Source organism: Bradyrhizobium sp. 138, from assembly GCF_023074075.1.
Taxonomy (GTDB): Bacteria; Pseudomonadota; Alphaproteobacteria; order Rhizobiales; family Xanthobacteraceae; genus Bradyrhizobium.
In genome coordinates this window covers 209,168-232,405 of record NZ_JADPKT010000016.1, presented here as the reverse complement: position 1 = coordinate 232,405, position 23,238 = coordinate 209,168, and the positions used below count along the sequence as shown (strand labels likewise).

The 23,238-nt window shown below is 64.3% G+C and carries 21 protein-coding genes; 14 read left to right on the top strand and 7 right to left on the bottom strand.

The features are described from left to right. Positions 1 to 99: 99 nt before the first annotated feature. The 4 genes from flgH to flgF are packed head-to-tail and all read right to left on the bottom strand — an operon-like array spanning position 100 to position 3,584. Positions 100 to 864 carry a flagellar basal body L-ring protein FlgH gene (flgH, locus tag IVA79_RS10035; protein WP_247552390.1) on the bottom strand — a complete coding sequence of 255 codons (765 nt, stop codon included), beginning with the start codon at positions 862 to 864 and terminating at the stop codon, positions 100 to 102. Positions 865 to 867: 3 nt separating this feature from the next. Further along, positions 868 to 2,007 (bottom strand): flagellar basal body P-ring formation chaperone FlgA, encoded by a 1,140-nt coding sequence (gene flgA, locus IVA79_RS10030; RefSeq protein WP_247552388.1) that lies wholly within the window; start codon positions 2,005 to 2,007, stop codon positions 868 to 870. Positions 2,008 to 2,017: 10 nt separating this feature from the next. Then, positions 2,018 to 2,806 carry a flagellar basal-body rod protein FlgG gene (gene flgG, locus IVA79_RS10025; protein WP_247552386.1) on the bottom strand — a complete coding sequence of 263 codons (789 nt, stop codon included), beginning with the start codon at positions 2,804 to 2,806 and terminating at the stop codon, positions 2,018 to 2,020. A gap of 16 nt (positions 2,807 to 2,822) precedes the next feature. Continuing rightward, positions 2,823 to 3,584, bottom strand: coding sequence for a flagellar basal-body rod protein FlgF (gene flgF / locus IVA79_RS10020; protein WP_247552384.1), 762 nt, complete (start codon positions 3,582 to 3,584; stop codon positions 2,823 to 2,825). Positions 3,585 to 3,962: 378 nt separating this feature from the next. Here flgF and fliL point away from each other — a divergent pair, with 378 nt between their 5' ends. The 5 genes from fliL to IVA79_RS09995 all read left to right on the top strand — a co-directional run bounded on the left by fliL (position 3,963) and on the right by IVA79_RS09995 (position 7,714). After that, entirely contained in the window at positions 3,963 to 4,460 is a 498-nt protein-coding gene (fliL, locus tag IVA79_RS10015; protein ID WP_247552382.1) for a flagellar basal body-associated protein FliL, read from the top strand. A gap of 30 nt (positions 4,461 to 4,490) precedes the next feature. After that, the gene (fliM, locus tag IVA79_RS10010; protein ID WP_018321852.1) at positions 4,491 to 5,693 is read left to right on the top strand and encodes a flagellar motor switch protein FliM; all 1,203 of its coding nucleotides are present in this window, start codon (positions 4,491 to 4,493) and stop codon (positions 5,691 to 5,693) included. Then, positions 5,690 to 6,136, top strand: coding sequence for a DUF6468 domain-containing protein (locus IVA79_RS10005; protein WP_212081757.1), 447 nt, complete (start codon positions 5,690 to 5,692; stop codon positions 6,134 to 6,136). Before fliM ends, IVA79_RS10005 begins: the two co-directional genes overlap by 4 nt. A gap of 9 nt (positions 6,137 to 6,145) precedes the next feature. Beyond that, entirely contained in the window at positions 6,146 to 6,913 is a 768-nt protein-coding gene (locus IVA79_RS10000; RefSeq protein ID WP_247552380.1) for a flagellar protein FlbB, read from the top strand. A 603-nt stretch (positions 6,914 to 7,516) separates the two neighbouring features. Next, entirely contained in the window at positions 7,517 to 7,714 is a 198-nt protein-coding gene (locus IVA79_RS09995) for a hypothetical protein (RefSeq protein ID WP_247552378.1), read from the top strand. 22 nt (positions 7,715 to 7,736) lie between these two features. Here IVA79_RS09995 and IVA79_RS09990 read toward each other — a convergent pair whose 3' ends face one another. Then, positions 7,737 to 11,870 (bottom strand): VCBS domain-containing protein, encoded by a 4,134-nt coding sequence (locus tag IVA79_RS09990; protein ID WP_247552376.1) that lies wholly within the window; start codon positions 11,868 to 11,870, stop codon positions 7,737 to 7,739. Positions 11,871 to 12,383: 513 nt separating this feature from the next. Between IVA79_RS09990 and IVA79_RS09985 the strand changes: the two genes are divergently transcribed. From IVA79_RS09985 to IVA79_RS09970, 4 genes are all read left to right on the top strand, one after another. Then, the gene (locus IVA79_RS09985; RefSeq protein ID WP_247552374.1) at positions 12,384 to 12,896 is read left to right on the top strand and encodes a FecR family protein; all 513 of its coding nucleotides are present in this window, start codon (positions 12,384 to 12,386) and stop codon (positions 12,894 to 12,896) included. 94 nt (positions 12,897 to 12,990) lie between these two features. Beyond that, complete coding sequence (locus tag IVA79_RS09980; RefSeq protein WP_247552372.1) at positions 12,991 to 13,851, top strand: tetratricopeptide repeat protein; 861 nt, start codon at positions 12,991 to 12,993, stop codon at positions 13,849 to 13,851. Positions 13,852 to 14,076: 225 nt separating this feature from the next. Next, the gene (locus IVA79_RS09975) at positions 14,077 to 17,787 is read left to right on the top strand and encodes a tetratricopeptide repeat protein (protein ID WP_247552370.1); all 3,711 of its coding nucleotides are present in this window, start codon (positions 14,077 to 14,079) and stop codon (positions 17,785 to 17,787) included. A gap of 420 nt (positions 17,788 to 18,207) precedes the next feature. Continuing rightward, positions 18,208 to 18,495: a GIY-YIG nuclease family protein gene (locus IVA79_RS09970; RefSeq protein WP_247552368.1), complete on the top strand. Its 288-nt coding sequence runs from the start codon at positions 18,208 to 18,210 to the stop codon at positions 18,493 to 18,495. A 232-nt stretch (positions 18,496 to 18,727) separates the two neighbouring features. Here the strand turns inward: IVA79_RS09970 and fliP are convergent, their stop codons facing one another. Beyond that, entirely contained in the window at positions 18,728 to 19,486 is a 759-nt protein-coding gene (gene fliP, locus IVA79_RS09965) for a flagellar type III secretion system pore protein FliP (protein ID WP_247552366.1), read from the bottom strand. Next, positions 19,483 to 20,457, bottom strand: coding sequence for a flagellar biosynthetic protein FliO (locus IVA79_RS09960; RefSeq protein ID WP_247552364.1), 975 nt, complete (start codon positions 20,455 to 20,457; stop codon positions 19,483 to 19,485). Before IVA79_RS09960 ends, fliP begins: the two co-directional genes overlap by 4 nt. Before the next feature lie 352 nt (positions 20,458 to 20,809). Between IVA79_RS09960 and flgB the strand changes: the two genes are divergently transcribed. The 5 genes from flgB to fliR all read left to right on the top strand — a co-directional run bounded on the left by flgB (position 20,810) and on the right by fliR (position 23,236). Further along, on the top strand, positions 20,810 to 21,214 hold the full coding sequence (gene flgB / locus IVA79_RS09955; protein WP_247552362.1) for a flagellar basal body rod protein FlgB: 405 nt from the start codon (positions 20,810 to 20,812) through the stop codon (positions 21,212 to 21,214). A gap of 39 nt (positions 21,215 to 21,253) precedes the next feature. Continuing rightward, the gene (gene flgC, locus IVA79_RS09950; RefSeq protein WP_063195430.1) at positions 21,254 to 21,679 is read left to right on the top strand and encodes a flagellar basal body rod protein FlgC; all 426 of its coding nucleotides are present in this window, start codon (positions 21,254 to 21,256) and stop codon (positions 21,677 to 21,679) included. A 16-nt stretch (positions 21,680 to 21,695) separates the two neighbouring features. Then, positions 21,696 to 22,010, top strand: a complete 315-nt coding sequence (gene fliE / locus IVA79_RS09945) for a flagellar hook-basal body complex protein FliE (RefSeq protein ID WP_247552360.1) — start codon at positions 21,696 to 21,698, stop codon at positions 22,008 to 22,010. Positions 22,011 to 22,178: 168 nt separating this feature from the next. Further along, positions 22,179 to 22,442 (top strand): flagellar biosynthesis protein FliQ, encoded by a 264-nt coding sequence (gene fliQ / locus IVA79_RS09940; RefSeq protein WP_015684971.1) that lies wholly within the window; start codon positions 22,179 to 22,181, stop codon positions 22,440 to 22,442. 17 nt (positions 22,443 to 22,459) lie between these two features. Then, positions 22,460 to 23,236, top strand: a complete 777-nt coding sequence (fliR, locus tag IVA79_RS09935) for a flagellar biosynthetic protein FliR (RefSeq protein WP_247552358.1) — start codon at positions 22,460 to 22,462, stop codon at positions 23,234 to 23,236. The last annotated feature ends 2 nt before the right edge of the window (positions 23,237 to 23,238 follow it).

Genomic DNA, 23,238 nt, shown 5'->3' with positions numbered 1-23,238 from the left:
TACATGCGGCCTCCGGCAGGGGAGCTACCGGAGGCCGCGTTGTACATCGTCGTTCGCGCCTTAGGTTCGCGAACACGATGTGGGAGCTCTTGAAGAAGGCTAGAAGGGCAGCAGCACGTCCATGACTTGCTGGCCGTAGCGCGGCTGTTGCACGTCCGTGATCTGGCCGCGGCCGCCATAGGCGATGCGGGCCTGGGCGATCTTGGTGGAATCGATGGTGTTGTCGCTCTGGATGTCTTCGGGGCGGACGATGCCGGCGACCACGAGCTCGCGGATCTCGAAGTTGACGCGGATCTCCTGCTTGCCCTCGACCACGAGGTTGCCGTTCGGCAGCACTTGCGTGACCACCGCGGCGACGTTGGTCTGCAGCGCTTCCTGGCGGTTGACCGAGCCCTTGCCGTCGCTGGACGCCGTGGAATCGGCGGTGAGGATGCGGCCGGGCAGCACCTTCTGCGCCTGCGCGCCCAGCGTCTTGGCGCCGATGAAGTCGGTGATCCCGGAATCTTCCGAATTGGTGCGGCTGCGCTGGGTCTCGTTGGAGAGGTTGGCCTTGTCGGTGATGTTCACGGTCACGGTCAGGAGGTCGCCGACCTGGCGGGCGCGCTGGTCCTTGAAGAAGGCGCGGCTGCCGTTGCGCCACAGCGAGTTCGGATTGTAGGAGGCGACTTCCGGCTTCGGCATCGGCATCTGCACCGGCTTGTAGCCGGGCTGCGTCGTCGGATTGTCGATCGCCGACAGCTTCGGCTGCTCGCCGATCTGCGACAGGCGGTCGATCGAGGAGCAGCCGCCCAGCGCGCAAGAGGCCAGCAGCAGGGCAGAGATCGCGATGCGACGGAGGCGGAAAGCCGAACTGAACGTGGACATGACTTACTCTGACTTGGCTGGAGCCTGCGAGAGGCGAACTTGCGGAATCTGGGCTTGGGCGATTTGAGCGGGCGAGGCGGGAGCCTGGACCAGGCTCCGGACGATGGCGGCAGTGTCGACGGGAGCGGGAACTTCGTCACGCTTGAGCGAGGAGGTCTGCTCGACCGCGGGCGCGATCGGTGCGGACTGGCTCGCGCCCTGGATCGTCACCTGGCCGCGGCCGGTGACGACACCGGTCAGGGTGCGCTTGGATTGCAAATTGATCACGCTGACGCTGTCGCCCTCGGCGCCGCTCTCGATCGCCTTGCCGCGCGTGGTGAGATAGACGCCCGGCACCTGGTAGATGATGGTGACGGCCTGATCGCGCAGCACGAAGTCGGGTTTGACGATGTCGGCAAGACGGAGCGGCGTGCCCGCCCGCATCGGCCGGCGCAACTGCATGCCGACGCTACGATCGCGCGAGGCGGGCTCGCCGGTGATCTCGGCCTTCGGCCGGCGCTCCAGCGCGACGTCGGAGGATTTCAGGAGATCGGTGCGGTCGATGTCGCGCGTCAGCACGGCCACTTCCACCGTCTCGATCGCGGTGCCGGTGAAGCGGAGCTTGGTCGGGGTGGGATTGCTGTCGTTGGCAATCTCGAAGGCGATGTCGAAACGGCCGCTGCGGGCGTCATAGCGGGTTGCGACCGGCTGCAGCGCGCCGCTGTTGGAGGCGTCCAGCCGCATCTCGGCGACGCCGCGGTCGAACGTGACGGTGAGGTTGGCGGCATCCCCGAGGCCGAAGCGGCGCTCGAGTGCCGCGCCGACCGCGTTTTCGAGATCCTTGCTCACGAGCGTGCGGGCGAGGCGAGTGACCTGGACCTCCTTGATGTCGCCGGTCATCACGCCGATCACCTGTTTGGCGCGAAGCACCGACAGCACATGCGCGACCGGCAGCGCGCCGGTGGTGCCGAGATCGGGCGAGCGGTAGACCGGGATCAGCGCGGCCGATCCCGCGTTGTCGATGAGATCGCCGACCCGCACCACGTCCGAGGTCACGGTGACGCTCGCGCGCAGCGTCGGCGAGGCGATGAAATCGTCGGCGGCCGCGGCCGGCAAGGCCAGCGCGAGAAGCGCGGAGATCGTGGCGAGGGTGGCGCGGATCATCGTCATCACCTCAGCGGAACAGCGCCGTGGTCGACTGCATCATCTGGTCGGCGGCGCTGATCACCTTGGCGTTCATCTCGTAGGCGCGCTGGGCGGCGATCAGGTCGCTCATCTCCGAGACCACGTCGACATTGGCCTGCTCGAGGCTGCCTTGCGAGATCTTGCCGTAGCCTTCGGCCGTGGCCGTGCCGTCCTGGGGCGGGCCGGAGGAGGGCGTCTCGGTGAATTGATTGCTGCCGACGGGCTGCAGGCCCGCCTTGTTGATGAAGCGGGTCAGGCCGATCTGGCCGAGGATGGTCGAGGTCGAGGAGCCCGGCAGCGTCACCGAGACCTGGCCCTGCTCGTTGACGGACAGGCCCGAGGCGTTGTTCGGCACCGTGATGGTCGGCTGCACCGGGTTGCCCTGCGCGGTGACGACGCGGCCCTGATTGTCCATCTGGAAGGTGCCGTCGCGGGTGTACTGGTAGGTGCCGTCGGGCATCAGGATCTTGAAGAAGCCGTCGCCGGAGACCGCGAGGTCGAGATCGTTGCCGGTCTGCGACAGCGTGCCCTGCGTCATGCTGCGCGGCGTGCCGACGGTCTTGACGCCGCCGCCGATGTCGACGCCGACGGGCACGATGGTGCCCTGGTCCGACGACTGGGCGCCGACGCGGCGGACGTGCTCGTAGATCAGGTCCTGGAATGCCGCGGTCTGCTTCTTGAAGCCGGTGGTGCGCAGGTTCGCGATGTTGTTGGAGATCACCTGAACGTTGAGTTCCTGTGCCGCCATTCCGGTCGCTGCGGTGTGAAGCGCCTGCATGTCAGTTCTCCCTCAATCAGGCCGGAACGTCGGCGAGCTTCTCGATCGCCGATTTGTGGAGGTCGCTCTGCTGCTGAAGCAGGTTGGCGATGGCGGTGTAGCTGCGCATGACTTCGACCATGCGGCTCATCTCGCCGACCGCGTTGACGTTCGACTTCTCGACATAGCCCTGGCGCACGGTCGACTTGGTGTCGGCCTGCGGGACGGCGGAGCCCACGGCGTAGAGATTGGCGCCGAGCTTGGTCAGCTTGGCCGGATCGTCGAAGGAGGCCATGCGGATCTTGCCGCGGATCGAGTCGGTCTTGGCCGTGCCCTCGAGCACCGTGACGGTGCCGTCGGGGGCGACGTTGATGTCGTGGTCGGTCGGCTGGAAGGTGATCGGGCCGCCGGTGCCGAGCACCAGATTGCCGTCCGAGGTGACGAGCTGGCCGGTCGCGTTGAGCGAGAATTTGCCGTCGCGGGTGAAGCGCTCGCCGCCATTGGCCTGCACCACGAAATAGGCGCTGCCGTCGATCGCCATGTCGAGCGGGTTGTTGGTCGGCTCCATCGGCCCCTGGCCGATGTCGCGGAAGGTGCCGCGGTCCTGCACATAGGAGACACGGCGGTCGGCGCCGATGAAATTGTCCTCACGCGCGTTCGAGTTGAGAAACTCCTCGAACAGCGAATGATCGGCCTTGAAGCCGTTGGTGTTGGCATTGGCGACGTTGTTGGCGATGACATCCATCTGCCGTTCCAACGTCATCTGCCGTGACAAGCCGATCAGAAGCGCGTTCTGCATCGGAAATCTCCCCTGAGTGGGACCTGCCATTTCGCTCTCCCAAGCGCCTTGGCGGACCCGTGAACGAGACCTTCAGGTTCTCCCAAACCGTTCGGTCTCGGCCCTCTCTCAGCGAAAGCCGTGCCAACTCGGAAAGCTACGTAATTTCAATGATTTATTGATTTTTGAGGGACGATCGAGGGCGGCAGAAAGGTTCTGTTAGCCATATCTGCCCGGCAGATTTTTCCTAGCGCAGGGCCAATCGAAAGATTCCGTTAACCATTATTACCGTAGCGTTTGCCTTGAAGAGGAGCGCATTCGCGCCGGGGCATTTGTACCGCGTCACTGTCTTAGGGCTTCGCTCTCTCGACCCCTTTTAGAGATCCGGGCGCGGCGACCATGGCAGAGAATGAAGCGGAAGGCGGCGCAGCCGGTGAGGGCGCGGAAGCCGCTCCGAAGAACAAGCTGAAGCTCATCATCATGGCCGTCGGCCTGCTCGCCGTCCTCGGCGGCGGTGCTGCGACCTGGTTCTTCTTCTTCCGTCACGGCGACGACCAGCATCATGCCGAGGCCGCGGCGCCGGCGAAGCCGCCGTCCTTCGTCGACGTCCCCGACATCATGGTCAACCTCGCCGGCGCGCCGGGCGAGCGGGTGCAATATCTGCGGCTGAAGATCGTGCTGGAGCTGAAGGAAGAGAAGCAGGTCGAGGCGATCAAGCCGACGATGCCGCGCGTCACCGACATCTTCCAGACCTATGTGCGCGAGCTGCGCCCCTCCGACCTCAACGGGTCCGCCGGCGTCTTCCGCCTCAAGGAGGAGCTGACCAAGCGCGTCAACGCGGCGGTCGCCCCGGTCCAGGTCAGCGCGGTGCTGTTCAAGGAAGTCGTGATCCAGTGAGCACGCTGCGGAAGGCAATAGGCTAGCGTCATGGCCGGCAACGAGCAAATGGACCAGGATGCGATTGCCGCCCAATGGGAGGCGTCGCTCGATTCCGAGGATCCCGCGGAAGCCGCGAAGGCTGCCGCCGAGAACGAACTATCCGAGACCATGGCGCTGCAATGGGCGGCCATGGTCGAGGACGGCAGCCGCGATCTCGGCAGCGGCAAGAACTCCGGCGAGCGGGTGCTGTCGCAGGAGGAGATCGACAACCTCCTCGGCTTCACCGTCGGCGACGTCACGCTCGACGACCATTCCGGTATTCGCGCCATCATCGATTCGGCGATGGTCTCCTACGAGCGTCTGCCGATGCTCGAAATCGTCTTCGACCGCTTGGTGCGGCTGATGACGACGAGCTTGCGCAATTTCACCTCCGACAACGTCGAAGTCTCGCTCGACCGCATCACCTCGGTGCGTTTCGGCGACTACATGAACTCGATCCCGCTGCCCGCCGTCCTCACCGTCTTCAAGGCCGAGGAGTGGGAAAACTTCGGCATGGCGACGGTCGATTCCAACCTGATCTATTCGATGATCGACGTGCTGCTCGGCGGCCGCCGCGGCACCAGCCAGCTCCGCATCGAGGGCCGGCCCTACACCACGATCGAGACCGAGCTGGTCAAGCGGCTGGTCGAGGTGGTGCTGGCCGACGCCGAGCAGGCGTTCCGGCCGCTGTCGCCGGTGACCTTCACGATCGACCGGCTCGAGACCAATCCGCGTTTCGCCGCGATCAGCCGTCCCGCCAATGCCGCAATCCTGGTGCGCCTGCGCATCGACATGGAAGACCGCGGCGGCAACATCGAGCTGCTGCTGCCTTATGCGACCATCGAGCCGATCCGGGGCGTCCTGCTCCAGATGTTCATGGGCGAAAAGTTCGGCCGCGACCCGGTCTGGGAAGGCCATTTCGCCACCGAGATCGTGCAGGCCGAGATCGCCGTCGATGCCGTGCTCTACGAGGCCGACATCCCGCTCAAGCAGCTGATGCGGCTCAAGGTCGGCGACACGCTGCCGCTGGACATGCGCGCCGACGCCAACGTCACCGTGCGCTGCGGCGACGTCACGCTGACCGAAGGGCGGATGGGCCGGGTCGGCGACCGCGTCGCGATCCGCGTGACGAAACCCTTGCGCAAGCCAAGTACGACACTTGCGATGTTCGAGAAGGTGGACGAGCAGAACAAGATGATGGAGGCCCCATGAACCACTCCCTGGGAATGGCGATCGAGACGCTGGTGGCTATCCTGCTGATGCTGACGATCGTCTATTGCGTCATGCTCAACAAGCGCCTGACGCGGCTGAAGGCGGACGAGCATTCGCTGAAGGCGGTGATCGGCGAGCTGATCACCGCAACCGAGATCGCCGAGCGCGCGATCGGCGGGCTGAAGCTCGCCGTGCGCGACGTCAACGAGAACCTCGGCAGCCAGCTCGCCGCGGCGACGCAGATGTCGGACCAGCTCTACAAGCAGCTCGGCGAAGCCGACAACGTGGTGCGGCGGCTGTCCAAGATCGCGATCGCCGCGCGCCCCATGACCAGTCCGGAAACGGTTGCCGCGCCCGCGGCCAAGCCATCGACGGCGAAGGCGGTCGCGGCGGCAGCCGAAGCCTTCTCCGAGCGCCGACGATCCAACGGCCTTGCCGCATGAAGTCAGGGTATGAAATCCTTTCGTAACATCCGCGTCATCCCGGTCGTCCTGGTCGCCGTCGCAGGCCTCGCCACGCTGAAAGTCGCGGGCCTCGCGATCAATGGCGGCTATGTGTTCGACTACAAGCCGAACCAGGCCAAGAAATCCTGGGCGGAGGAGAATCTGAACTTTCCGACCGGCCGCGAGGAGCCGGAGATCATCACCGGCTCGACCCATGGCGCGCCGAAGGAGGCGCCCAAGCCCGCCGCGCCTGAGACCAAGATGGAGGGTGGCACCGTCGTCAAGATCGACGAAGCCCAGCCGCAGGTCTCGGCCTCCGAGCGCGCGATCCTCGAGCGGTTGCAGTCGCGCCGCCAGGAGATCGAAGCCCGCCAGCGCGAGATTGATATCCGCGAGAGCCTGCTCAAATCGGCCGAGAAGCGCATCGAGAACAAGGTCGAGGAGATGAAGGCGGTGGAAACCCGCATCTCCGCGACGCAGGCCGAGCAGAAGGCCGCCGAAGCCCAGCGCATGAAGGGCCTCGTCACCATGTACGAGGGCATGAAGCCCAAGGACGCCGCGCGGGTGTTCGACCGGCTCGAGATGGGCGTGCTGATCGAGATCGCCTCGGCCATCGCGCCGCGAAAGATGTCGGACATCATGGGGCTGATGTCGCCGGAGGCCGCCGAGAAGCTGACGGTCGAGATGGCCCGCCGCGCCAATGGCGGCGGCGATCAGTCGGCTTCGGCCGGAGACTTGCCCAAGATCGACGGCAAGCCGACGCAAAAGCCGAATTGAGGGCTCAAGCCGAAGCGAGCCTTGGCAACCTGCGCGTCATCGGGCGGTCGTTCGACTGGAGCCCAGCGAGACGCCCTGCGTGTCTAGTTCGCGAACGCCTGTTGCACCCTGCGAACAGGCGGGCGCAACTGCTTCTCCACACGAGGAAGAGTCTTGAGCTGCTGCTTGATCGGCTCTGCCTTTGTGACCCGAGTCACGAGCTGCAGCGTGCTGTGGCAACAGGAGCATTCATATACTTTCAGGGCATATCCTCTGGCGATCGGAATGATCTCGACGACCGCTCTTGCCCTGCTACACACAATGCAACCGGCTTCTCCGCTCATTGATTACCCCCAAAGCTAACCAATCGATTCGCATCGCCGAGATCGCATCTGATTCAGAGTCGCGCGCGAAGCGCAACGCCTCGAAGGTTGTGGGGGCGCGCGCTCGGCAACTCGTCAAGGCCGCACATCAAGCTCCCGTTGCGGGTGCAGTTGCGGCAGCCGGCATCTTCTGAGGCTGCGGTGAGTTGACGCGCGCGGATGTGAGGTAGCGGACAGTCGCGCTCACGGCGCTGTCGTAGGCTTCGGCCGTTCGCAATCAGCAACGCAGGAGGACGAGGCCATGAACTACTCGTCCGCAGCAGAACGCGTCATCGAGGCTGTCAACCGGCTCATCACAGTGGCGATGACGTCCGCCTGGACATCCACGCTAAGCCATCAGCATGTAGAGCCGCCCGAGGGCGACGACGGCAACGATGATGAATCGTCTCGCGATCAAGAGAACTCCTCCGCGCCGGATGGCGCCGGCAATCAACACTGAAGACGCCATCGGCTCGCGGACGTCACACGATCAGATCGTGCAACACATGGTCTTGAACTGGACCTGCTCCGTAAGCTGGATCAACATCAGGCGGGAATGTTTCAGGCATGGACGCCAGCTCGGACCCGCGGAATGCTCCGGTGTGGTCGTGAAGACCGGCGACGTCTGAAGGATGATCCAGCAACGCGCCGTGCTGTGAGCCCTGCGAAGCCTCATCCTTGAACAGGAACGAATCGCCGAGCTGCTGCGGATTGGCAGGCTTTGCGGACGCTCCATAGGGTGTGTCGTGCTGCTCGGCTGCCTTGCCTGAGAGCGAAGGGTGGGCGCCGGTGGTCGATGACTTCAGAAGGTCGGCATTGAGCGTCGTCTCTGCCGCGCTGGCATGACCAGCCGCCTGCGCGGCGTTTGCCGGGAGCGAGCCGCCGTGATTCCCAGCATCGCTCCCTAGCGCAAGCCCACGCCCGGCGTGCGGTTCGGCGGTGTTATGGTCAAAATTCACCGCGGCGACAGCGATGTCAGGAATCTGGCCGGAATGCGCGCCATTCTTGCCAGCGGTTGTGTCTGGGTCGAGCACCGCAAAGTAGCTGAAGACAAAACTGACCTCCGTCGGTGCGGCCATGTGCTGCAAGATCGTGGACAGTCCGCTGGCTGAGGAAGCTACCGCGTCACTGCGGGTCGTTTCGGTCGCGCGTGTTTGCGCTTCGTCTGAACCGGTGAGGCTGGACGAATATTCGGTCCATTCGTCCCAGCTCCAATTCGGGCTGGAGGTCGCCTCGCTTGACTGGATTGTGGAACTCCCATCGGCGAGGAGCGTGCCGTCGCCGCTCCCGGAATCGGACGAGACCTCGGAAGTGGTCGCTATCACGGCGGTCGCGTCACTCTGCGCGGTTGCGGTGAGGTTGAGCAGTTCGCTGGCCGTCGCGATCACAGGTGCTGCCGGCGGCGCCAGGATGAAGTCCGACGCGTCGATGGTTGCAATCCCCTGCAAATGGATTTCGAGCAGACCGGAATCGCCGATGTGGAGGGTCTGGTCCGTTGCATTGACGTACACGATGGTTTCATTTGCCGCGCTGTCATAGAGCCAGGCGATCGTATGTGCAGGCACGGCCGTGCTGGTTGAGCTCAAGGCCAGGATGACGAACCCGAGCGCGCCAAGAGCGGTCAAGTCGATCTTGTCGGCCCCCGAGGCGAAGTCGGTGATGGTGTCGAACTGGCTTGCGTTGGAATCGGCCACGAACAAATAAGCGAAGCGGTCGTTGCCATTGCTTCCGGTGAGTTGGTCCGCACCAAATCCGCCGGTTATGGTGTCGCCGCCGTTGTTGCCGTTGATCGTATCGTTGCCCGAGCCCCCGTAGATGACGTCGTCGCCGTCGTTGCCTTTGATCGTGTCATTCCCGGAGCCGCCATAGAGAACGTCCGCTTTGCCGGTGCCATTGACGGTATCGCTGCTGGCCCCCGCGTAGATGATCTGACCTGTGTCGCCGCCGCCCGCGATGGTTTCGCTCCCCGGCGTCCCATACACGTTGGGTGGATCGGAGATCACGACGGATCCGGTGGCCAGGTTGTCAAAATCGTTGGGGTCTGCGTCACTGGCGCCATGGATGGCGATGGTCACCGCCTGGGTGGTGCCATCGATGGCAGTTACCGTGAAAGTGTCGGTCAAGGTGTCGCCGACCTCGAGCGCCTGAACCACGCTATTGTTGTTGTCGAGGGTGTAAGTCCAGACGCCGGCCGCCGTCATGGTGTAGGTGCCGTATCCGCCGTCGCTCGCAGCCGGCGAAGAGACCGCGGTGAAAGTGTTCGGCGCGTTGTCGATGTCCGTATCGGTGAGCGCTCCGGTCGCGGTGGGAACGCCGGGCGAGAAAGTTCCCGCCTCGGTCACGGAGCCGGTCGTGGTACCGGAAATGATGGCTGCGTCGTTGGTGCCATGGATGGTGATCGTCACCACCTGCGGGGTGCCGTCGACCGCTGTCACAGCGAAACTGTCGAAGAGTGTGCCGCCGACATTGAGCGCCTGCACCACGCCGTTGCCGTTGTCGAGCGTGTAGGTCCACACGCCGGCGGCGGTTATCGTAAAGGCGCCATATCCGTTGGTGCTGGCTGTGGGCGAGGTCACTGTTGTGAAGGCATTGGACGCATTGTCGATGTCGGCGGCAAAGAGCGTCCCCGTTGCGCTCGGCGCACCGGGTGTGGCGTTGGTGACGCCTCCGGCCTCGGTCACCGAGCCGGCCGTGGTCCCGGAAATAACGGCGGCATCGTTGCTGCCATGGATGGTGATCGTGACCACTTGGGCAGTTCCGTCCAGCGTGGTGACTGTGAACGTATCGGTCAGTGTCTCGCCGGAATTGAGGGCCTGCACCGCGCCGTTGGTATTGTCGAGGGTGTAGGTCCAGACCCCCGCTGCCGTCATGGTGAAGGTGCCGTAGCCAGCGGCGGTCGCCGTTGGCGAGCCGACTTCCGCGAAAGCGTTTGCGGGGGTGTCGACGTCAGCGTCGGTGAGCGTACCACTCGCGGTGGCGGTGCCAGGGTTTGCATTGGCGATGCCGCCAGCCTCGATCACCGCGCCGGTGGTCTCACCGGAGATGATCGCCGCGTCACTGGTTCCGTGGATGGTGATCGTCACCACCTGGGCGGTGCCTCCGATCGTGGTCACCGTGAAGCTGTCGATGAGTGTGTCGCCAGCATTGAGCGCCTGCACAGCGACGTTGCCGTTGTCCAAGGTGTAGGTCCACACGCCGGCCGCCGTCATTGTGAAGGTGCCGTAGCCACCGGCGCTGGCTGTTGGCGAACTCACTGTGGTGAACGTATTGGGCGGATCGTCGACGTCGGTGTCGGTGAGGGTGCCGGTCGCAATCGGCGTGCCGGGCGTTCCATTGGCGATGCCACCAGCCTCGAAGGTCGAACCGCTCGTGGTCCCGGAGATGATTGCCGCGTCGTTGACACCGTTGATGGTGATTGTGAACGTCTTGCTCGCAGAGTTGAAGCCGTCGGAGACCGTGATAACGAAATCATCGGTCGTAGGCGACTTCAGCGCGTTGATCGCGACGCTGTCAGGCACGAACGTGTAGGCGCCGCTCGCACTGTTGACGTAGAGCGTCCCGTATGGACCTGGCTTTGACAGATCGTATGTCACTCCGTTGAGGATCGTCTCGCCGGCGGTCGCCCCTACGACACCAAAGGTCAGAGTGCCGCCGCTAGTGGTGCTGCTGGCGGCGAAAACTCCGCTCGTCGCAGTAAATGTATCAAACACCACCGTATCGAGCTCGATTGGCCCCGCTCCGGTGTTGAGCGTCGGCGGTACAGGGTCGAAAATGGGAATGGCAAATGGCGACAATGGGGCCAGCAGGTTCTGCGGCGCGGGCGCATCGGGCGGAATGAAATTGATCGGCTGCAGCGGCTGGGATTTGACAAAGGGTGGTGTGCTCGATCCATGTGGCCCTTGCCCGTCTGCGAGATTGGCGAGCACATCCTGCTGAGCGGCGCGCAACTCGTCCATGCGAGCGGCCGTGTTTGCGACCTGGTTGACACTGATGGTGGATCCGACCTTCTTGAGGACGATGGTCTCGCCGGGATCTTCAACGATGATGTGTCGTGGGATCCGCTCCTTGGTCACGAGCTCAAATGCACCGTGCGCAAGGTCCTTGTAAGTGATGGAGTCGTCATCCAGAAATGTGACATCCGGATCGGCGGCTTCGGCATTTTGCGCGGCCGAGAAAGTCAGTGCTGCAAGCGTCAGAATCCCGAAGCCGCCGGCGTGGCCCCGGGTGCGGATGCCTGCAATGGGCGTATTCAACTGAAGTGATCCGGTTTCTGCCAGCCGGCCTGGTACGAAACTGAAGCTCCCTCGGGTCACGTCGAACAGGGCCCTCGGTGACATGCCTTCGGCCTCGAAGACGAATTCGCTCAGCACGACGTGAGTGCCGCAAGCGATGTCGAACAAGGTACCGTCGATGAAGCGAAGCGTGATCTGGCCATCGGCATCGGTCTCTATCACGTCGGCCCGGTAGACAGGCGCGCCAGCGACCGCCTGTGTGGCGACACCGCTCGCTCGCGTGAGCGTTCCGCAGCCGATCACTTTATGGATATGGCCAATGATTTGGGCGGGCAGGGCAATGGCGGTCCCGTTACCAACTTGGATGCCGGACGCAATGGACATGGTTCGACCTCGCCTGGGTGATCGATTCAGGCTCGGCGTGCTGCCATGGTCTTGCTCGGGGCGCCCTCGCCAAGGGACGAATATCCGAGGCGCTGGCAGCCCGAAGGCTTGCCCGCCGAAATAATCAAGTTTGCTTTAGGGAGAGACGCATTTCGCAGGGGACAGTCACGCTTACTGCCATTCCCGCCCGGCCCCTCCCGCCAATGTGATTAAATTAAAACAGAGACGTATTCAAATTAGTGGCATTTATCTAACGATGGGCTTAATTAATGCGGTCGAGCAAATTAAACAACAATTATATTTATTGCAGCTGCGCTTCACGGCTCGAAAGATGTGCCGTCGATAGCGACAAGATCTTCTCAGAAAGGGGGGATCATGCGCAGACCTACGATAGCCGCTTTGGCCACAGGCCTTGTTTTGGCGCTCCCTAATTTCTTGCCGAGTGCGACTCGAGCGCAAAACGATTCCGCCAGGCCCGCCGTCGCTACCCCGGCTTCGAAACCGATTGGGAAGGTGGTGGCGGCAACGGGCTCGGTCACGATCGAACATGCGGGCGCAGTGGTCGTTCAGGCGAATGTCTCGAGTGAGCCCGCTCGAACCAAGACAGGTGATTCCGTATACCTTGGTGATGTAGTGCTGACCGGGGCCGACGGCCGAGTCGGCATCAACTTTACCGATGGCAGCTCGTTCAATCTATCGAGCAACGCCCGCATGGTGTTGGATCATTATGTGTATGAGCCGGACGGCAAGTCCAATGCCACCTTGTTCAATCTCGCCAGGGGAACGTTCACTTTTGTTGCGGGCAGCGTCGCCAAGACGGGTGACATGAAGGTCGATACTCCCGTCGCCACGCTCGGGATCCGAGGCACGACGCCGCACATCGAGATTTCGGATGATGGGTCAGCGAGATTTTCGACCTTGATCGAAGAGGGCAACAGCAAGCTCCTGAAGAAGCCGCCGGCAGTCGCGGCGCCGGAGCCCGATCGAAGTCTCAATCGCAGGCTCAACATCTGTCGCGGATGCTGAGAAGTTCGGCCAGAAGCCTCGGTGATGCCGGCGCAACGCCGATACTGGGATTAGCGCTTCGTTCAGCCCTCGGAATTTGGCCCCTGGTGCGAAAATGACAAGAGCCAGTGTCATCAAGGCGGTGATTCTCATTCTCATTGTTGTGCTGTCCGGTTCGCCGAGCTTCGCGCAGAAGCCAAAGAAGGGCAGCTCACTCAAGAATGTTGAACTGTGTAACGGCTCAGATCGGGTGTCGCCCGAAGCTCGGATTGATGGCTGCACGGCGTTTATCGATGCGGGCGAGGGGACTGCGAACGGCTTCGCCGTCGCCCACAACAACAGGGGCAACGCCTATAGCGCCAAAAGCGACTACGAACGCGCGGTCGAGGACTTCGCTGAAGCGACCAGGCTCAATCCAAATTATGCCAAGGCTTTCAACAATCTTGGCGTGGCTTATCTGAGGACAGGCGCGCACGATTTGGCCCTTGGCGCTTTTGGGGAGGCGCTCAAGCTGAATCCAAATTATGGCGCTGCTTTTGCCAACCGTGCGGCAGCCTATCTGAAGAGGAATGCGTACGAGCGTGCAGCTCAGGACTATGATGAGGCAATTCGTCTTGATCCAAATCTGGAGGCGGTGTGGAGCGGACGCTGTTGGGCCCGAGCCGTCCTCGGCGCTTTGCAGGCTGCGCTGGACGACTGCGACAGGGCGCTTCGATCGGAAGCAAACAAGGCCGCAACATATGATTCGCGAGCTCTGATAAATCTGAAAATGGGGCAACTTTCCGCGGCCATCGACGACTACAACTCAGCGCTGCGATACGCCCCCAAGCTTGCGAGCGCGCTCTACGGTCGCGGGGTTGCCAGACTTAAGCTCGGCGACAAAGGTGGCGGCGATAGCGATATTTCGGCTGCAAGAAGAATCGACGCTGGAATTCGCGAGGACTTTGCTCGCTATGGAGTTCCGTCGAACGATTGATCAATCGCGACAGCGCTGTCGTGCAGGTGTTAACAACTTCTTAACCGCCTGCCTCTCAAATCCAAACTTGACGGATCCGCCCACGCTCGATGCGGCCCGGCGTGCTGTCCCCAGAGCAAATCAAGATATAGCATTAACAAGTCCTTAATTGGCGAGTCCTACAGTCGACGGCACCGGCCGGCGCCATTGCCGGCGAGGACCGTCGAACCGGAAGACATGCCGCCAATGGCGCGAGAGGCTGCCGATGGATTGTGGTCGCGAGCCCGCGCTTTGGCGCCGGGGCTGTCGCGTCATGTCCGAAAAGCGAGCGTGTTGGCGGTCTGCCTGCTGATCGGCCTCGGTGCGCCCGCCCGGGCGGGCGATCCCGTCAGGGGCGAGGCGAGCTTTTCGGCCGGCGGCGGCTTTGCCCGTCTCGTCATCAAGCTCGGTGAGGACATTCCCTCCGAGGTGACGACTGCGGGCTCCATCCTCATCATCCGCTTCGACCGGCCCGTCGATGTCCCCGTCGACCGCGTGCCGGAAGGCGCCCCCGATTACGTCAACTCCGCGCGCCGCGACCCTGACGGCGGCGCCATCCGCCTGTCGCTGGCGCGGCGCGTCACCATCAACACCATGAACGCCGGCGAGCGCACCTTCGTCGATCTGTTGCCCGAGGGCTGGAAGGGACCGCCGCCGAGCCTGCCCATGGACGTGGTCAAGGAACTCGCCGAGCGGGCCCGCGTGGCCGAGCGCGCGCTGCGCGCCCAGCGCGCCGCGGCCGAGGCGAAGAAGCGTCCGCAGATCCGCGTGCGTGCCTCGGTGCAGCCGACCTTCGTGCGCTTCGTGTTCGAGATGCCCGACGGTGTCGGCGTCTCCTCCGTGCTCAACGAGCAGAAGTTCACGCTCGCTTTCAACGCCAACCTCAATTTCGATCTGGCGGACGCGGTCGTCGCAGCGCCGCCGAACGTCGCCTCGATCAAGCAGAAGGCCGATATCGACCAGACCAATGTCGAAATCGCGCTGATCGGCGATTCCGACGTGCATTCGTTCCGCGACGATAAGAACTACGTCGTCGACATCTCCTTCCAGCCCGACAAGGGCAAGATGGCCGCGACGCCCGAGGCGGCGATCGCGCAGATGAAGCCTTCCGGTCACGCACCGGCGGCGGCGCCCGACAAGCCTGCGGTCGAGAAGCCGAAGGATGCCCATCGCGAGATCGCCCCGCCGACGTCGGAGACGATCGCGCGCGAAGCCAAGATCGACGTCAAGCCCGAGGTGAAGCCGGAAGCGCCGGCCGCGATGCCGCCCGCCGAAGCGCCGAAACCGGCGCCTGAGGCAGCGCACGCGCCGGACGCGCCCAAGGAAACGGCGAAGGAAGCTTCGAAGGAAGCCTCGAAGCCGATGCCGCCTGTTGTCGAAGCTGCGGCTCCGCCAGCCAAACCTGCGCCCGAAGCACCGAAAGAGGCCGCGCAAGAGCCGGTCAAGGAAGCCACCAAGGCCGCGCCTCAGCCGGCTGTCGCCGGCGTCGATGCGCGCCGCGACAGCGACGGCCTGCGCGTGACGTTCCCGATTCCCGTCGCAACGCCAGCGGCGGCGTTCCGCCGTGGCGATACGGTGTGGCTGGTGTTCGACACACCGAAGCCGATCGATATCGAGGCGATCCGCACCAAGGGCGGGGTGATGATCGGCGAGGTCGGCCGCGTCCCGCTCGACAAGGGGCAGGCGCTGCGCATCCGTCTCACCCGCCCGCTGGTCTACTCGCTGGCCAGCGAAGAGGTCGGCAAGGAGACCAATTGGCTTTTGATCCTGGCCGACAAGATCCCGTCGACGCCGCTGCCGCTGATGATGTCGCGCAACATCACCGACCCCGCGCTCGCCAACATTGCGATCCCCTTCGCCAATCCGGGCGTCTTGCACAAGCTCACCGATCCCGATGCCGGCGACACGCTCTATGTCATCACCGCGCAGCGGCCGGTGCGCGGCTTCATCAAACGTCAGGACCTCGTCGATCTCTCGCTGCTGGAATCCGCGCACGGCATCGCGGTCCGGCCCAACTCCGACGAGGTCGGCGTCGAGGTCGGCTCCGACAAGGTGATCCTCGGCAAGAAGGGCGGATTGACGCTGTCGCCGGTCGACATCTCGGCCGAGCGGGCGCCGACCGCGGTGCGCCCGGTGTTCAGCCCCGAAGGCTGGCGCAAGGGCCAGTCGGAAAACTTCATGGCGCGCCAGAGCGAGCTGATGACGGCGATCTCGGCGGTCGAGCCGGCGCTGCGCTCACTGCCGCGGCTCGACCTTGCGCAGTTCTACATGTCGCGCGCGATGTATCACGAGGCCAAGGCCGTGACCGAACTGATGTTGAGCGATCCGCTCAACAAGGAGGAGAGCGCCGCGCTGATCATGCATGCGATCGCCAGCATCCTGATCGGCCGGCCGGCGCAGGGCCTGAAGGACCTCGCCAATCCCGTGATCGGCAACAGCCACGACTCCCAGCTCTGGAAGGCGCTCGCCTATGCGCGCCAAGGCAAATGGGCGGACGCGCGCGAGAAATTCAAGAACGTCGAATTCGCCATCGCCTCGCTGCCGCTCGACATCCAGCGCATCGTGACGATGGACGCGATGCGCGCCTCGCTCGAGGTCAAGGACTATGCCGGCGCCTCCAAGCGCCGCAGCGAGCTCGAAGTGGTCGGCGTTCCGCCCGAGGCGGCGCCCGGCTTCGCGGTGCTGCGCGGCCGGCTCGCCGAGGCGCTCGGCCACGACAAGGACGCGCTCGACGACTACAAGCTCGCGGCCGCCTCGGGCGATCGACCGGCTGCGGCCGAGGCCAAGCAGCTCGAGGTCGCGCTGCGGCAGAAGCGCGACGAGATCGGCAAGGAAGACGCGCTGCGCGAGCTCGAGACCCTGTCGATGACCTGGCGCGGTGACGCGATCGAAGTCAAGACGCTGCAGATGCTGTCGCGGCTATATGCCGAGAACGGACGCTACCGGGACGCGCTCACGGCCGCGCGCACCGCGACGAAACTGCAGCCGAACGCGGAAGCCTCGCGCCAGGCGCAGGATCTCGCCTCCGAGCTGTTCACGCAGATCTTCCTGGGACCGAAGGGTGACGAACTGCCGCCGGTCGAGGCGCTCGGGATGTTCTACGAGTTCCGCGAGCTGACGCCGATCGGCCGCCGCGGCGACGAGCTGATCCGCCGACTCGCCGACCGTCTCGCCTCGATCGATCTGCTCGACCAGGCCGCCGAGCTGTTGCAATACCAGGTCGATCACCGCCTCGAAGGCGCCGCGCGCGCCCAGGTCGCCGCGCGCCTTGCCATGATCTATCTCGCCAACCGCAAGCCCGACATGGCGATCACGGCGCTACGCGCGAGCCGCATCAGCGATCTCTCCGGCGAGCTCAGGCAGCAGCGCCTGCTCTTGGAAGCGCGCGCGCAGAGCGACGTCGGCCGTCACGATCTCGCGCTCGACATCGTCTCCAACGTCTCGGGGCGCGAAGTGCTGCGCCTGCGCTCCGACATCTTCTGGGCGGGACGGCGCTGGCGCGAATCCGCCGAGCAGATCGAGCTCTATTACGGCGAGCGTTTTCGCGATTTCAAGCCGCTCAACGCGGTGGAGAAGAGCGACATCATCCGCGCCGCCGTCGGCTATGCGCTCGCCGACGACTCGATCGGCCTGTCGCGCTTCCGCGAGAAATACGCGCCGCTGATGAGCGAGAGCGCCGACCGTCTCGCCTTCGACATCGCCAGCAAGCCGGCCGCCGCCTCCAGCGCCGAATTCGCCGAGATCGCCAAGCTCGCCGCCAGCGTCGATACCCTCGACGGCTTCCTGCGCGAGATGAAGCAGCGTTTCCCCGACGCCACCGCCCGCGGACCAGCCGCACCCCACGCCAAGGACGAAGCCGAGCACACCGGCTCGCTGCCGACGATCCCTGTGGTGCGGCAGATCAAGATGACACGGTAGGGCCGGCTGCCGCGCCAAGCGGCCCGGGACGGCGCCACATCTTCCGTCATTGCGAGCGCCGCGACTTGTCCGCCGAAGCCTTGGCGAAGGCGGAAGCAATCCAGGAATGTTTCTGCTGAGGCAGCCTGGATTGCTTCGTCGCAAGAGCTCCTCGCAATGACGGGGAGAGAGCGGAGGCCCGCTTGCGCTGTGGCCGCGGACGACCGCGTCGCTGAGTCCGCCGTTCCATCCGCCGTCATTGCGAGCGCAGCGAAGCAATCCAGGAATGTTTCGGCTGAGGCAGTCTGGATTGCTTCGTCGCAAGGGCTCCTCGCAATGACAAGGTGAGAGTTGCGCGAAAATTCCAGTGCGTCGTTGCTGCGCTGCTCGCGTTCATCTCTTGGTTGTGTTATCGTGAAAACTCTCCAGCCGAGCACGATCATGAAGCAGCCATGCGTCTACATGTTTGCCAATCGCCGCAACGGGACGATCTACACCGGCGTCACCTCCAATCCGCCGCGCCGTGCGTTCGAGCATCGTGAAGGGCTGGTGAAGGGGTTTTCTTCGAAATATGGTTGCAAGCTGCTTGTCTGGTACGAGCTGCACGCCACCATGATCGATGCCATCACGCGCGAGAAGCAGATCAAGGGCGGCAGCCGGGCAAACAAGCTGGCGCTGATCGAGAGCGTGAATCCCGAGTGGAAGGATTTGTACGACACGCTGATCTAACAGCGCTCGCCATCCGGCCCTGTGACGCGATCTGCTGCCCCATCCTCCGTCATTGCGAGCGCAGCGACTTGTCCGCCGAAGCCTTGGCGAAGGCGGAAGCAATCCAGCGTCTCTCCGCGGCGGCAGTCTGGATTGCTTCGTCGCAAGGGCTTCCCGCAATGACAGGGAGGGGCCGGAAATTAATCGCTGGAGGCGGAGAGGATGTGGCGGCGGCGCAGTCCCCTCGCTCGCCTCACCCTCCGTAACTCTGCACCAAACTTCCTGCCACCAGCGACCAGCCGTCGACCAGGACGAAGAAGATCAGCTTGAACGGCAGCGAGATCGTTGCCGGGGGCAGCATCATCATGCCCATCGACATCAGCACCGAGGCGACGACGAGGTCGATGATCAGGAAGGGCAGGAACAACAGGAAGCCGATCTCGAAGGCGCGCTTCAGCTCGGAGATCATGAAGGCGGGGACGAGGATGCGAAGGGCGAGATCATCCGGAGTCGCCGGTGGCGCCTCGCCCGAGAGATCCAGGAACAGCTTGAGGTCTTTCTCGCGTACATTCTTCTGCATGAAGCCGCGCAAGGGCACGGAGGCGCGCTGGAGCGCGTCCTCGACGCCGATCTGGTTGGCGACGAGCGGGCGGATGCCGTCGTCGTAGGATTTCTGCAGCACCGGTCCCATCACGAAGAAGGTGAGGAACATCGCGAGCGCGATGATCACCGAGTTCGGCGGCGCGGTCGCCGTGCCCATCGCGGTGCGCAGCAGCGACAGCACGACCACGATGCGCGTGAACGACGTCATCATGATCAGGATCGACGGCGCGATCGACAGCACGGTGAGCAGCGCGATGAGCTGGATCGCGCGCTCGGTGACGCCACCACCGCCGGCGCCGCCGCCGAGATTGATGCTGATGTCCTGCGCATGCGCAAGGCCTGCGAGCGAAGCCGCACTGAACAGGACAGAAAGGAAAAGAACTCTACGCGGGAGGGACGGCAGCCTCACGAAGACGGCTTCGGACGGCCGAGCAACGAGGCCATCTCGTCTTCGAGATTTTCAAAGCTGGTCTTCTCCGCGGCCGGCTTCGGAGGCGGGGCTGGGGGCGCCGCCGGCTCGCTGCGGGCCGCCCGCGGGGGCGCGGCCGGCGGCTCCGGCGCGACGGGCGGCGCGACCGTTTCGCCGGCGGGGCGGCGCAGCGCGGCCTCGAGCCGCTGCGCCATTTCGGCGAGGTTCTGCTCGGCGCTCGACGGGCTCGCGGCAGGCGCCGGCGGCGGAACGGGCGGCGCCGGCGGAACGGGGGGAGGCGGCGGCGGTGCAGCGGCGCGCTCGGTGCGCACGGGCGGCATCTTCATCGGCTCGCTCTGGCGCGGCGGACGTGGCATCAGTGGCGGCTCGCTGCGCGGGGCACGCGGCGGCAGCGGCTCGGGCCGCGGTTCGCGCTCGGGACGGGGCGCGATCGGCTCGGGCGGAAAGCCGCCCATTGGCGGTTCGCTGCGGCGCTCGGCCAGCGCGGGCGCGGGCCGGCGCATCTCGTCGGCGAAGGACGGGCGCGCGGGGCGCGGCGGCGGCTCGGGCATCTGCGGCTCGGGATGATCGAGCAGTTCGGGCCGCGGCGCTTCGTCGGCCCAGCCGCCGGCATCGGGCATGGGGGCAAGGCGCGGCGGCTCGGCGGCATTGGGACGCTGGGGGAGCTGGTCGCGGCCATGCATGGCGCGAACGATGTTGGGCTCGACGACGATGTCGGTGGGGCCGCCGATCATCAGGAGGTGCTCGACATTGTCGCGCCGGACCAGCACCAGGCGGCGCCTGCCGTCGACCGCGGCGGCGTCGATCACGGCGAGCCGGGGCATCCTGCCGCGCTGGGTGTTGGCGCCGAGCCGGCTGCTGGCGAATCGGCGAACCAGCCAGGCAGCGACACCGATCAACGCCAGAACGACGATGAACGCGACGATGAAGGTGATAGGGCTGCCTTGCATACTTGTCCCCGACAAATGGCGCTTTTCTCGTGCCCATGGTCAGATGTGCCAACCACCGGCCTACGATGCCCCAAACTGCGATTTCTTAACGTTCCACGGCAAGTTTTGCCGTCCCCAACTCTTAATAACCTATGAATCGCTCGATCCAAAACGACTTCTTGGCCTGTGCACGCGCCGCCAAACGGTTGGGTTAATGCCACTTTTGGGGGCGTCGAATCAGGGGGCGCAAAATCGTGTCCCATGCGGAGGCATGTGCCCGGAACATTCTTAACCAGCTGTTAACCATACACGCGGCAAATTCTGCCTAGCTTCGGACCTTGGAGGTCCGCAAGAGGTGGAAGGAGCCGCGACGATGTCCATCAACGACCTCCCGGTGCTGTCGGCGCTTCGCACCAAGATGCAGTGGCACCAGGAACGCCAGCGCGTCCTGTCTGAGAACGTCTCCAATTCCGACACGCCCAAATTCCGGCCGCGCGACCTGGTCGAGCCGAAACTCGACAAGACCGGGGCCGTCACGGGCTCGATGGGCCCCCTGGCGCTCGCCCGCACCAGTGGTTCGCACATGACGCCCTCGGGCGCGGCGTCCGGATTCGACCAGAACAAGAATGCGGGTTTCGAGACCCGCCCCGCGGGCAATGCCGTCAATCTCGAAGAGGAGATGATGAAGGCCGCCAGCAACCAGATGGACTACGCGGCGGCGACCTCGCTCTATTCGAAGAGCCTGCATCTGCTCAAGACCGCGATCGGCAAGGCTTAAGCCATGATCCGGAAACAGAACGGCTAGAGGAGGCGCATCATGGCCAATGACAGCAGCGACTTCGCCCGCTCGATGGCGATCGCGACCTCCGGCCTGCGGGCGCAAGCCGGCCGCATGCGGGTGATCTCGGAAAACATCGCGAACGCGGATTCGACCGCGCAGACATCAGGCGGCGATCCCTACCGCCGCAAGGTTCCGACCTTCTCCTCCGCGCTCGACCGCACGCTCGACGCGCAGGTCGTCACCCTCGGCAAGATCAAGCCCGACCAGTCCAACTTCCGCGTCAAATACGAGCCGAACAATCCGGTCGCGGATGCCAGCGGCAACGTCAAATATCCCAACGTGAACTCGGTGGTCGAGATGACCGACATGCGCGACGCGCAGCGGTCCTACGAGGCCAATCTCAACATCATCAGTGCGACGCGCCGGATGATCCAGCGCACGCTCGACATCCTCAAGAGCTGAACAGGACAATTGAGCCATGGCATCACCGACAATTGCCGCCAACGCTTATGCCAACCTTGCCCGCGTGCTGGAGAACAGCGGCGCCGGTGCCGGCAAGGGCACCGAGGCCGGCGGGCAATCCTTTGCTTCGCTGCTGAAGGACGCCGTCGGCAGCGTCATGGAGTCCGGCCGCAAATCGGATGCGCAGACGGTCGCGATGGCCTCCGGCAAGGCCAACGTGATGGACGTGGTGACCGCGGTCGCCGACACCGACGTCGCCGTGTCCACCTTGGTCTCGGTCCGCGACCGCGTGATCGCGGCGTATGAAGACATCATGAAGATGCCGATCTGATTTTGGGCACGGTGCCCGCTCCGAGCGTCATTGCGAGCGCAGCGAAGCAATCCAGAATGTTTCCGCGGCGGCAGCCTGGATTGCTTCGCTACGCTCGCAATGACGGGGAGGTAGCGCTACTTCCTCGCCGCGGCGGTGGGGATGACAGTTGAATAAGGAAATCTGCAAATGACCGGCCCCGAAACCCTCGACGTTGCGCGCGATGCGATCTGGACCATCGTGATCGTGTCCTCACCCCTGATGGTGGTGGGTCTGGTGGTCGGCGTCATCGTGTCGCTGTTCCAGGCGCTGACGCAGATCCAGGAGCAGACGCTGATCTACGTGCCGAAGATTCTAGCCATCTTTGCCACGATGCTGCTGGCGCTGCCGTTCATGGCCGACGCGCTTCATTCCCACATGCTGCGGATCTCGTCGCGAATCATCGGCGGCTGAGGCAAGATGCGTCGATTATGCGCATCGACGTCTCGCTGCTGCCGGCACTCGCCGCTTCCTTCATGCTCGCCTTCGCCCGGGTCGGCGCGATGGTGATGCTGCTGCCTGGCCTCGGCGAGACCAATATTCCGACGCGGATCAAGCTGTCGATCGCGCTGCTGCTCACGCTGATCATCCTGCCGCTGCACCGCAACGCCTATCAGGTCGACATGGGCTCGCTCGCGCCGCTCCTGGTTCTCATGCTGCATGAGATCGCGATCGGCATCGTGCTGGGCGCGACCGCGCGTGTGACGCTGTCGGCGCTCCAGGTCGCGGGCTCGGTGATCGCACAGCAGATGGGACTCGGCTTCGTCACCTCGGTCGATCCGACGCAGGGGCAGCAGGGCGTGCTGGTCGGCAACTTCCTGACCATGCTGGGGGTGACGCTGCTGTTCGCCACCGACAGCCATCATCTGGTCATCGCGGCGCTGAACGACAGCTATACGATCTTCTCGCCGGGCGAGACCGTGTCGAGCGGCGATGTCGCCGCGCTGGCAACGCGCGCCTTCGCCGCTGCGTTCCGCCTCGGCCTGCAGCTCTCCGGGCCGTTCCTGGTGTTCGGCCTCGTCTTCAATATCGGGCTCGGTGTGCTGGCGCGGCTGATGCCGCAGATGCAGGTCTATTTCGTCGGCGTGCCGCTGTCGATCTTCGCGGGCTTCCTGGTGCTCGCCGTGGTGCTCACGGCGATGATGGGCACCTATCTGGACTACTTCATCGGTGTCATGCACCAATTGATGCCGCTCAGGTCACGATAGAT

What these genes read in the sequence shown, in the direction of transcription:
- IVA79_RS10000 (WP_247552380.1), top strand. Translation starts at nt 6,146, where the DNA reads ATGAAATCCTTTCGTAACATCCGCGTCATCCCGGTCGTCCTGGTCGCC.
- flgG (WP_247552386.1), bottom strand. Translation starts at nt 2,806, where the DNA reads ATGCAGGCGCTTCACACCGCAGCGACCGGAATGGCGGCACAGGAACTC.
- flgH (WP_247552390.1), bottom strand. Translation starts at nt 864, where the DNA reads ATGTCCACGTTCAGTTCGGCTTTCCGCCTCCGTCGCATCGCGATCTCT.
- IVA79_RS09980 (WP_247552372.1), top strand. Translation starts at nt 12,991, where the DNA reads ATGACAAGAGCCAGTGTCATCAAGGCGGTGATTCTCATTCTCATTGTT.
- fliE (WP_247552360.1), top strand. Translation starts at nt 21,696, where the DNA reads ATGGCATCACCGACAATTGCCGCCAACGCTTATGCCAACCTTGCCCGC.
- flgB (WP_247552362.1), top strand. Translation starts at nt 20,810, where the DNA reads ATGTCCATCAACGACCTCCCGGTGCTGTCGGCGCTTCGCACCAAGATG.
- IVA79_RS09975 (WP_247552370.1), top strand. Translation starts at nt 14,077, where the DNA reads ATGGCGCGAGAGGCTGCCGATGGATTGTGGTCGCGAGCCCGCGCTTTG.
- IVA79_RS09970 (WP_247552368.1), top strand. Translation starts at nt 18,208, where the DNA reads ATGAAGCAGCCATGCGTCTACATGTTTGCCAATCGCCGCAACGGGACG.
- fliR (WP_247552358.1), top strand. Translation starts at nt 22,460, where the DNA reads ATGCGCATCGACGTCTCGCTGCTGCCGGCACTCGCCGCTTCCTTCATG.
- fliQ (WP_015684971.1), top strand. Translation starts at nt 22,179, where the DNA reads ATGACCGGCCCCGAAACCCTCGACGTTGCGCGCGATGCGATCTGGACC.
- flgC (WP_063195430.1), top strand. Translation starts at nt 21,254, where the DNA reads ATGGCCAATGACAGCAGCGACTTCGCCCGCTCGATGGCGATCGCGACC.
- IVA79_RS09990 (WP_247552376.1), bottom strand. Translation starts at nt 11,870, where the DNA reads ATGTCCATTGCGTCCGGCATCCAAGTTGGTAACGGGACCGCCATTGCC.
- IVA79_RS10005 (WP_212081757.1), top strand. Translation starts at nt 5,690, where the DNA reads ATGAACCACTCCCTGGGAATGGCGATCGAGACGCTGGTGGCTATCCTG.
- fliM (WP_018321852.1), top strand. Translation starts at nt 4,491, where the DNA reads ATGGCCGGCAACGAGCAAATGGACCAGGATGCGATTGCCGCCCAATGG.
- flgF (WP_247552384.1), bottom strand. Translation starts at nt 3,584, where the DNA reads ATGCAGAACGCGCTTCTGATCGGCTTGTCACGGCAGATGACGTTGGAA.
- flgA (WP_247552388.1), bottom strand. Translation starts at nt 2,007, where the DNA reads ATGATCCGCGCCACCCTCGCCACGATCTCCGCGCTTCTCGCGCTGGCC.
- IVA79_RS09995 (WP_247552378.1), top strand. Translation starts at nt 7,517, where the DNA reads ATGAACTACTCGTCCGCAGCAGAACGCGTCATCGAGGCTGTCAACCGG.
- fliL (WP_247552382.1), top strand. Translation starts at nt 3,963, where the DNA reads ATGGCAGAGAATGAAGCGGAAGGCGGCGCAGCCGGTGAGGGCGCGGAA.
- IVA79_RS09960 (WP_247552364.1), bottom strand. Translation starts at nt 20,457, where the DNA reads ATGCAAGGCAGCCCTATCACCTTCATCGTCGCGTTCATCGTCGTTCTG.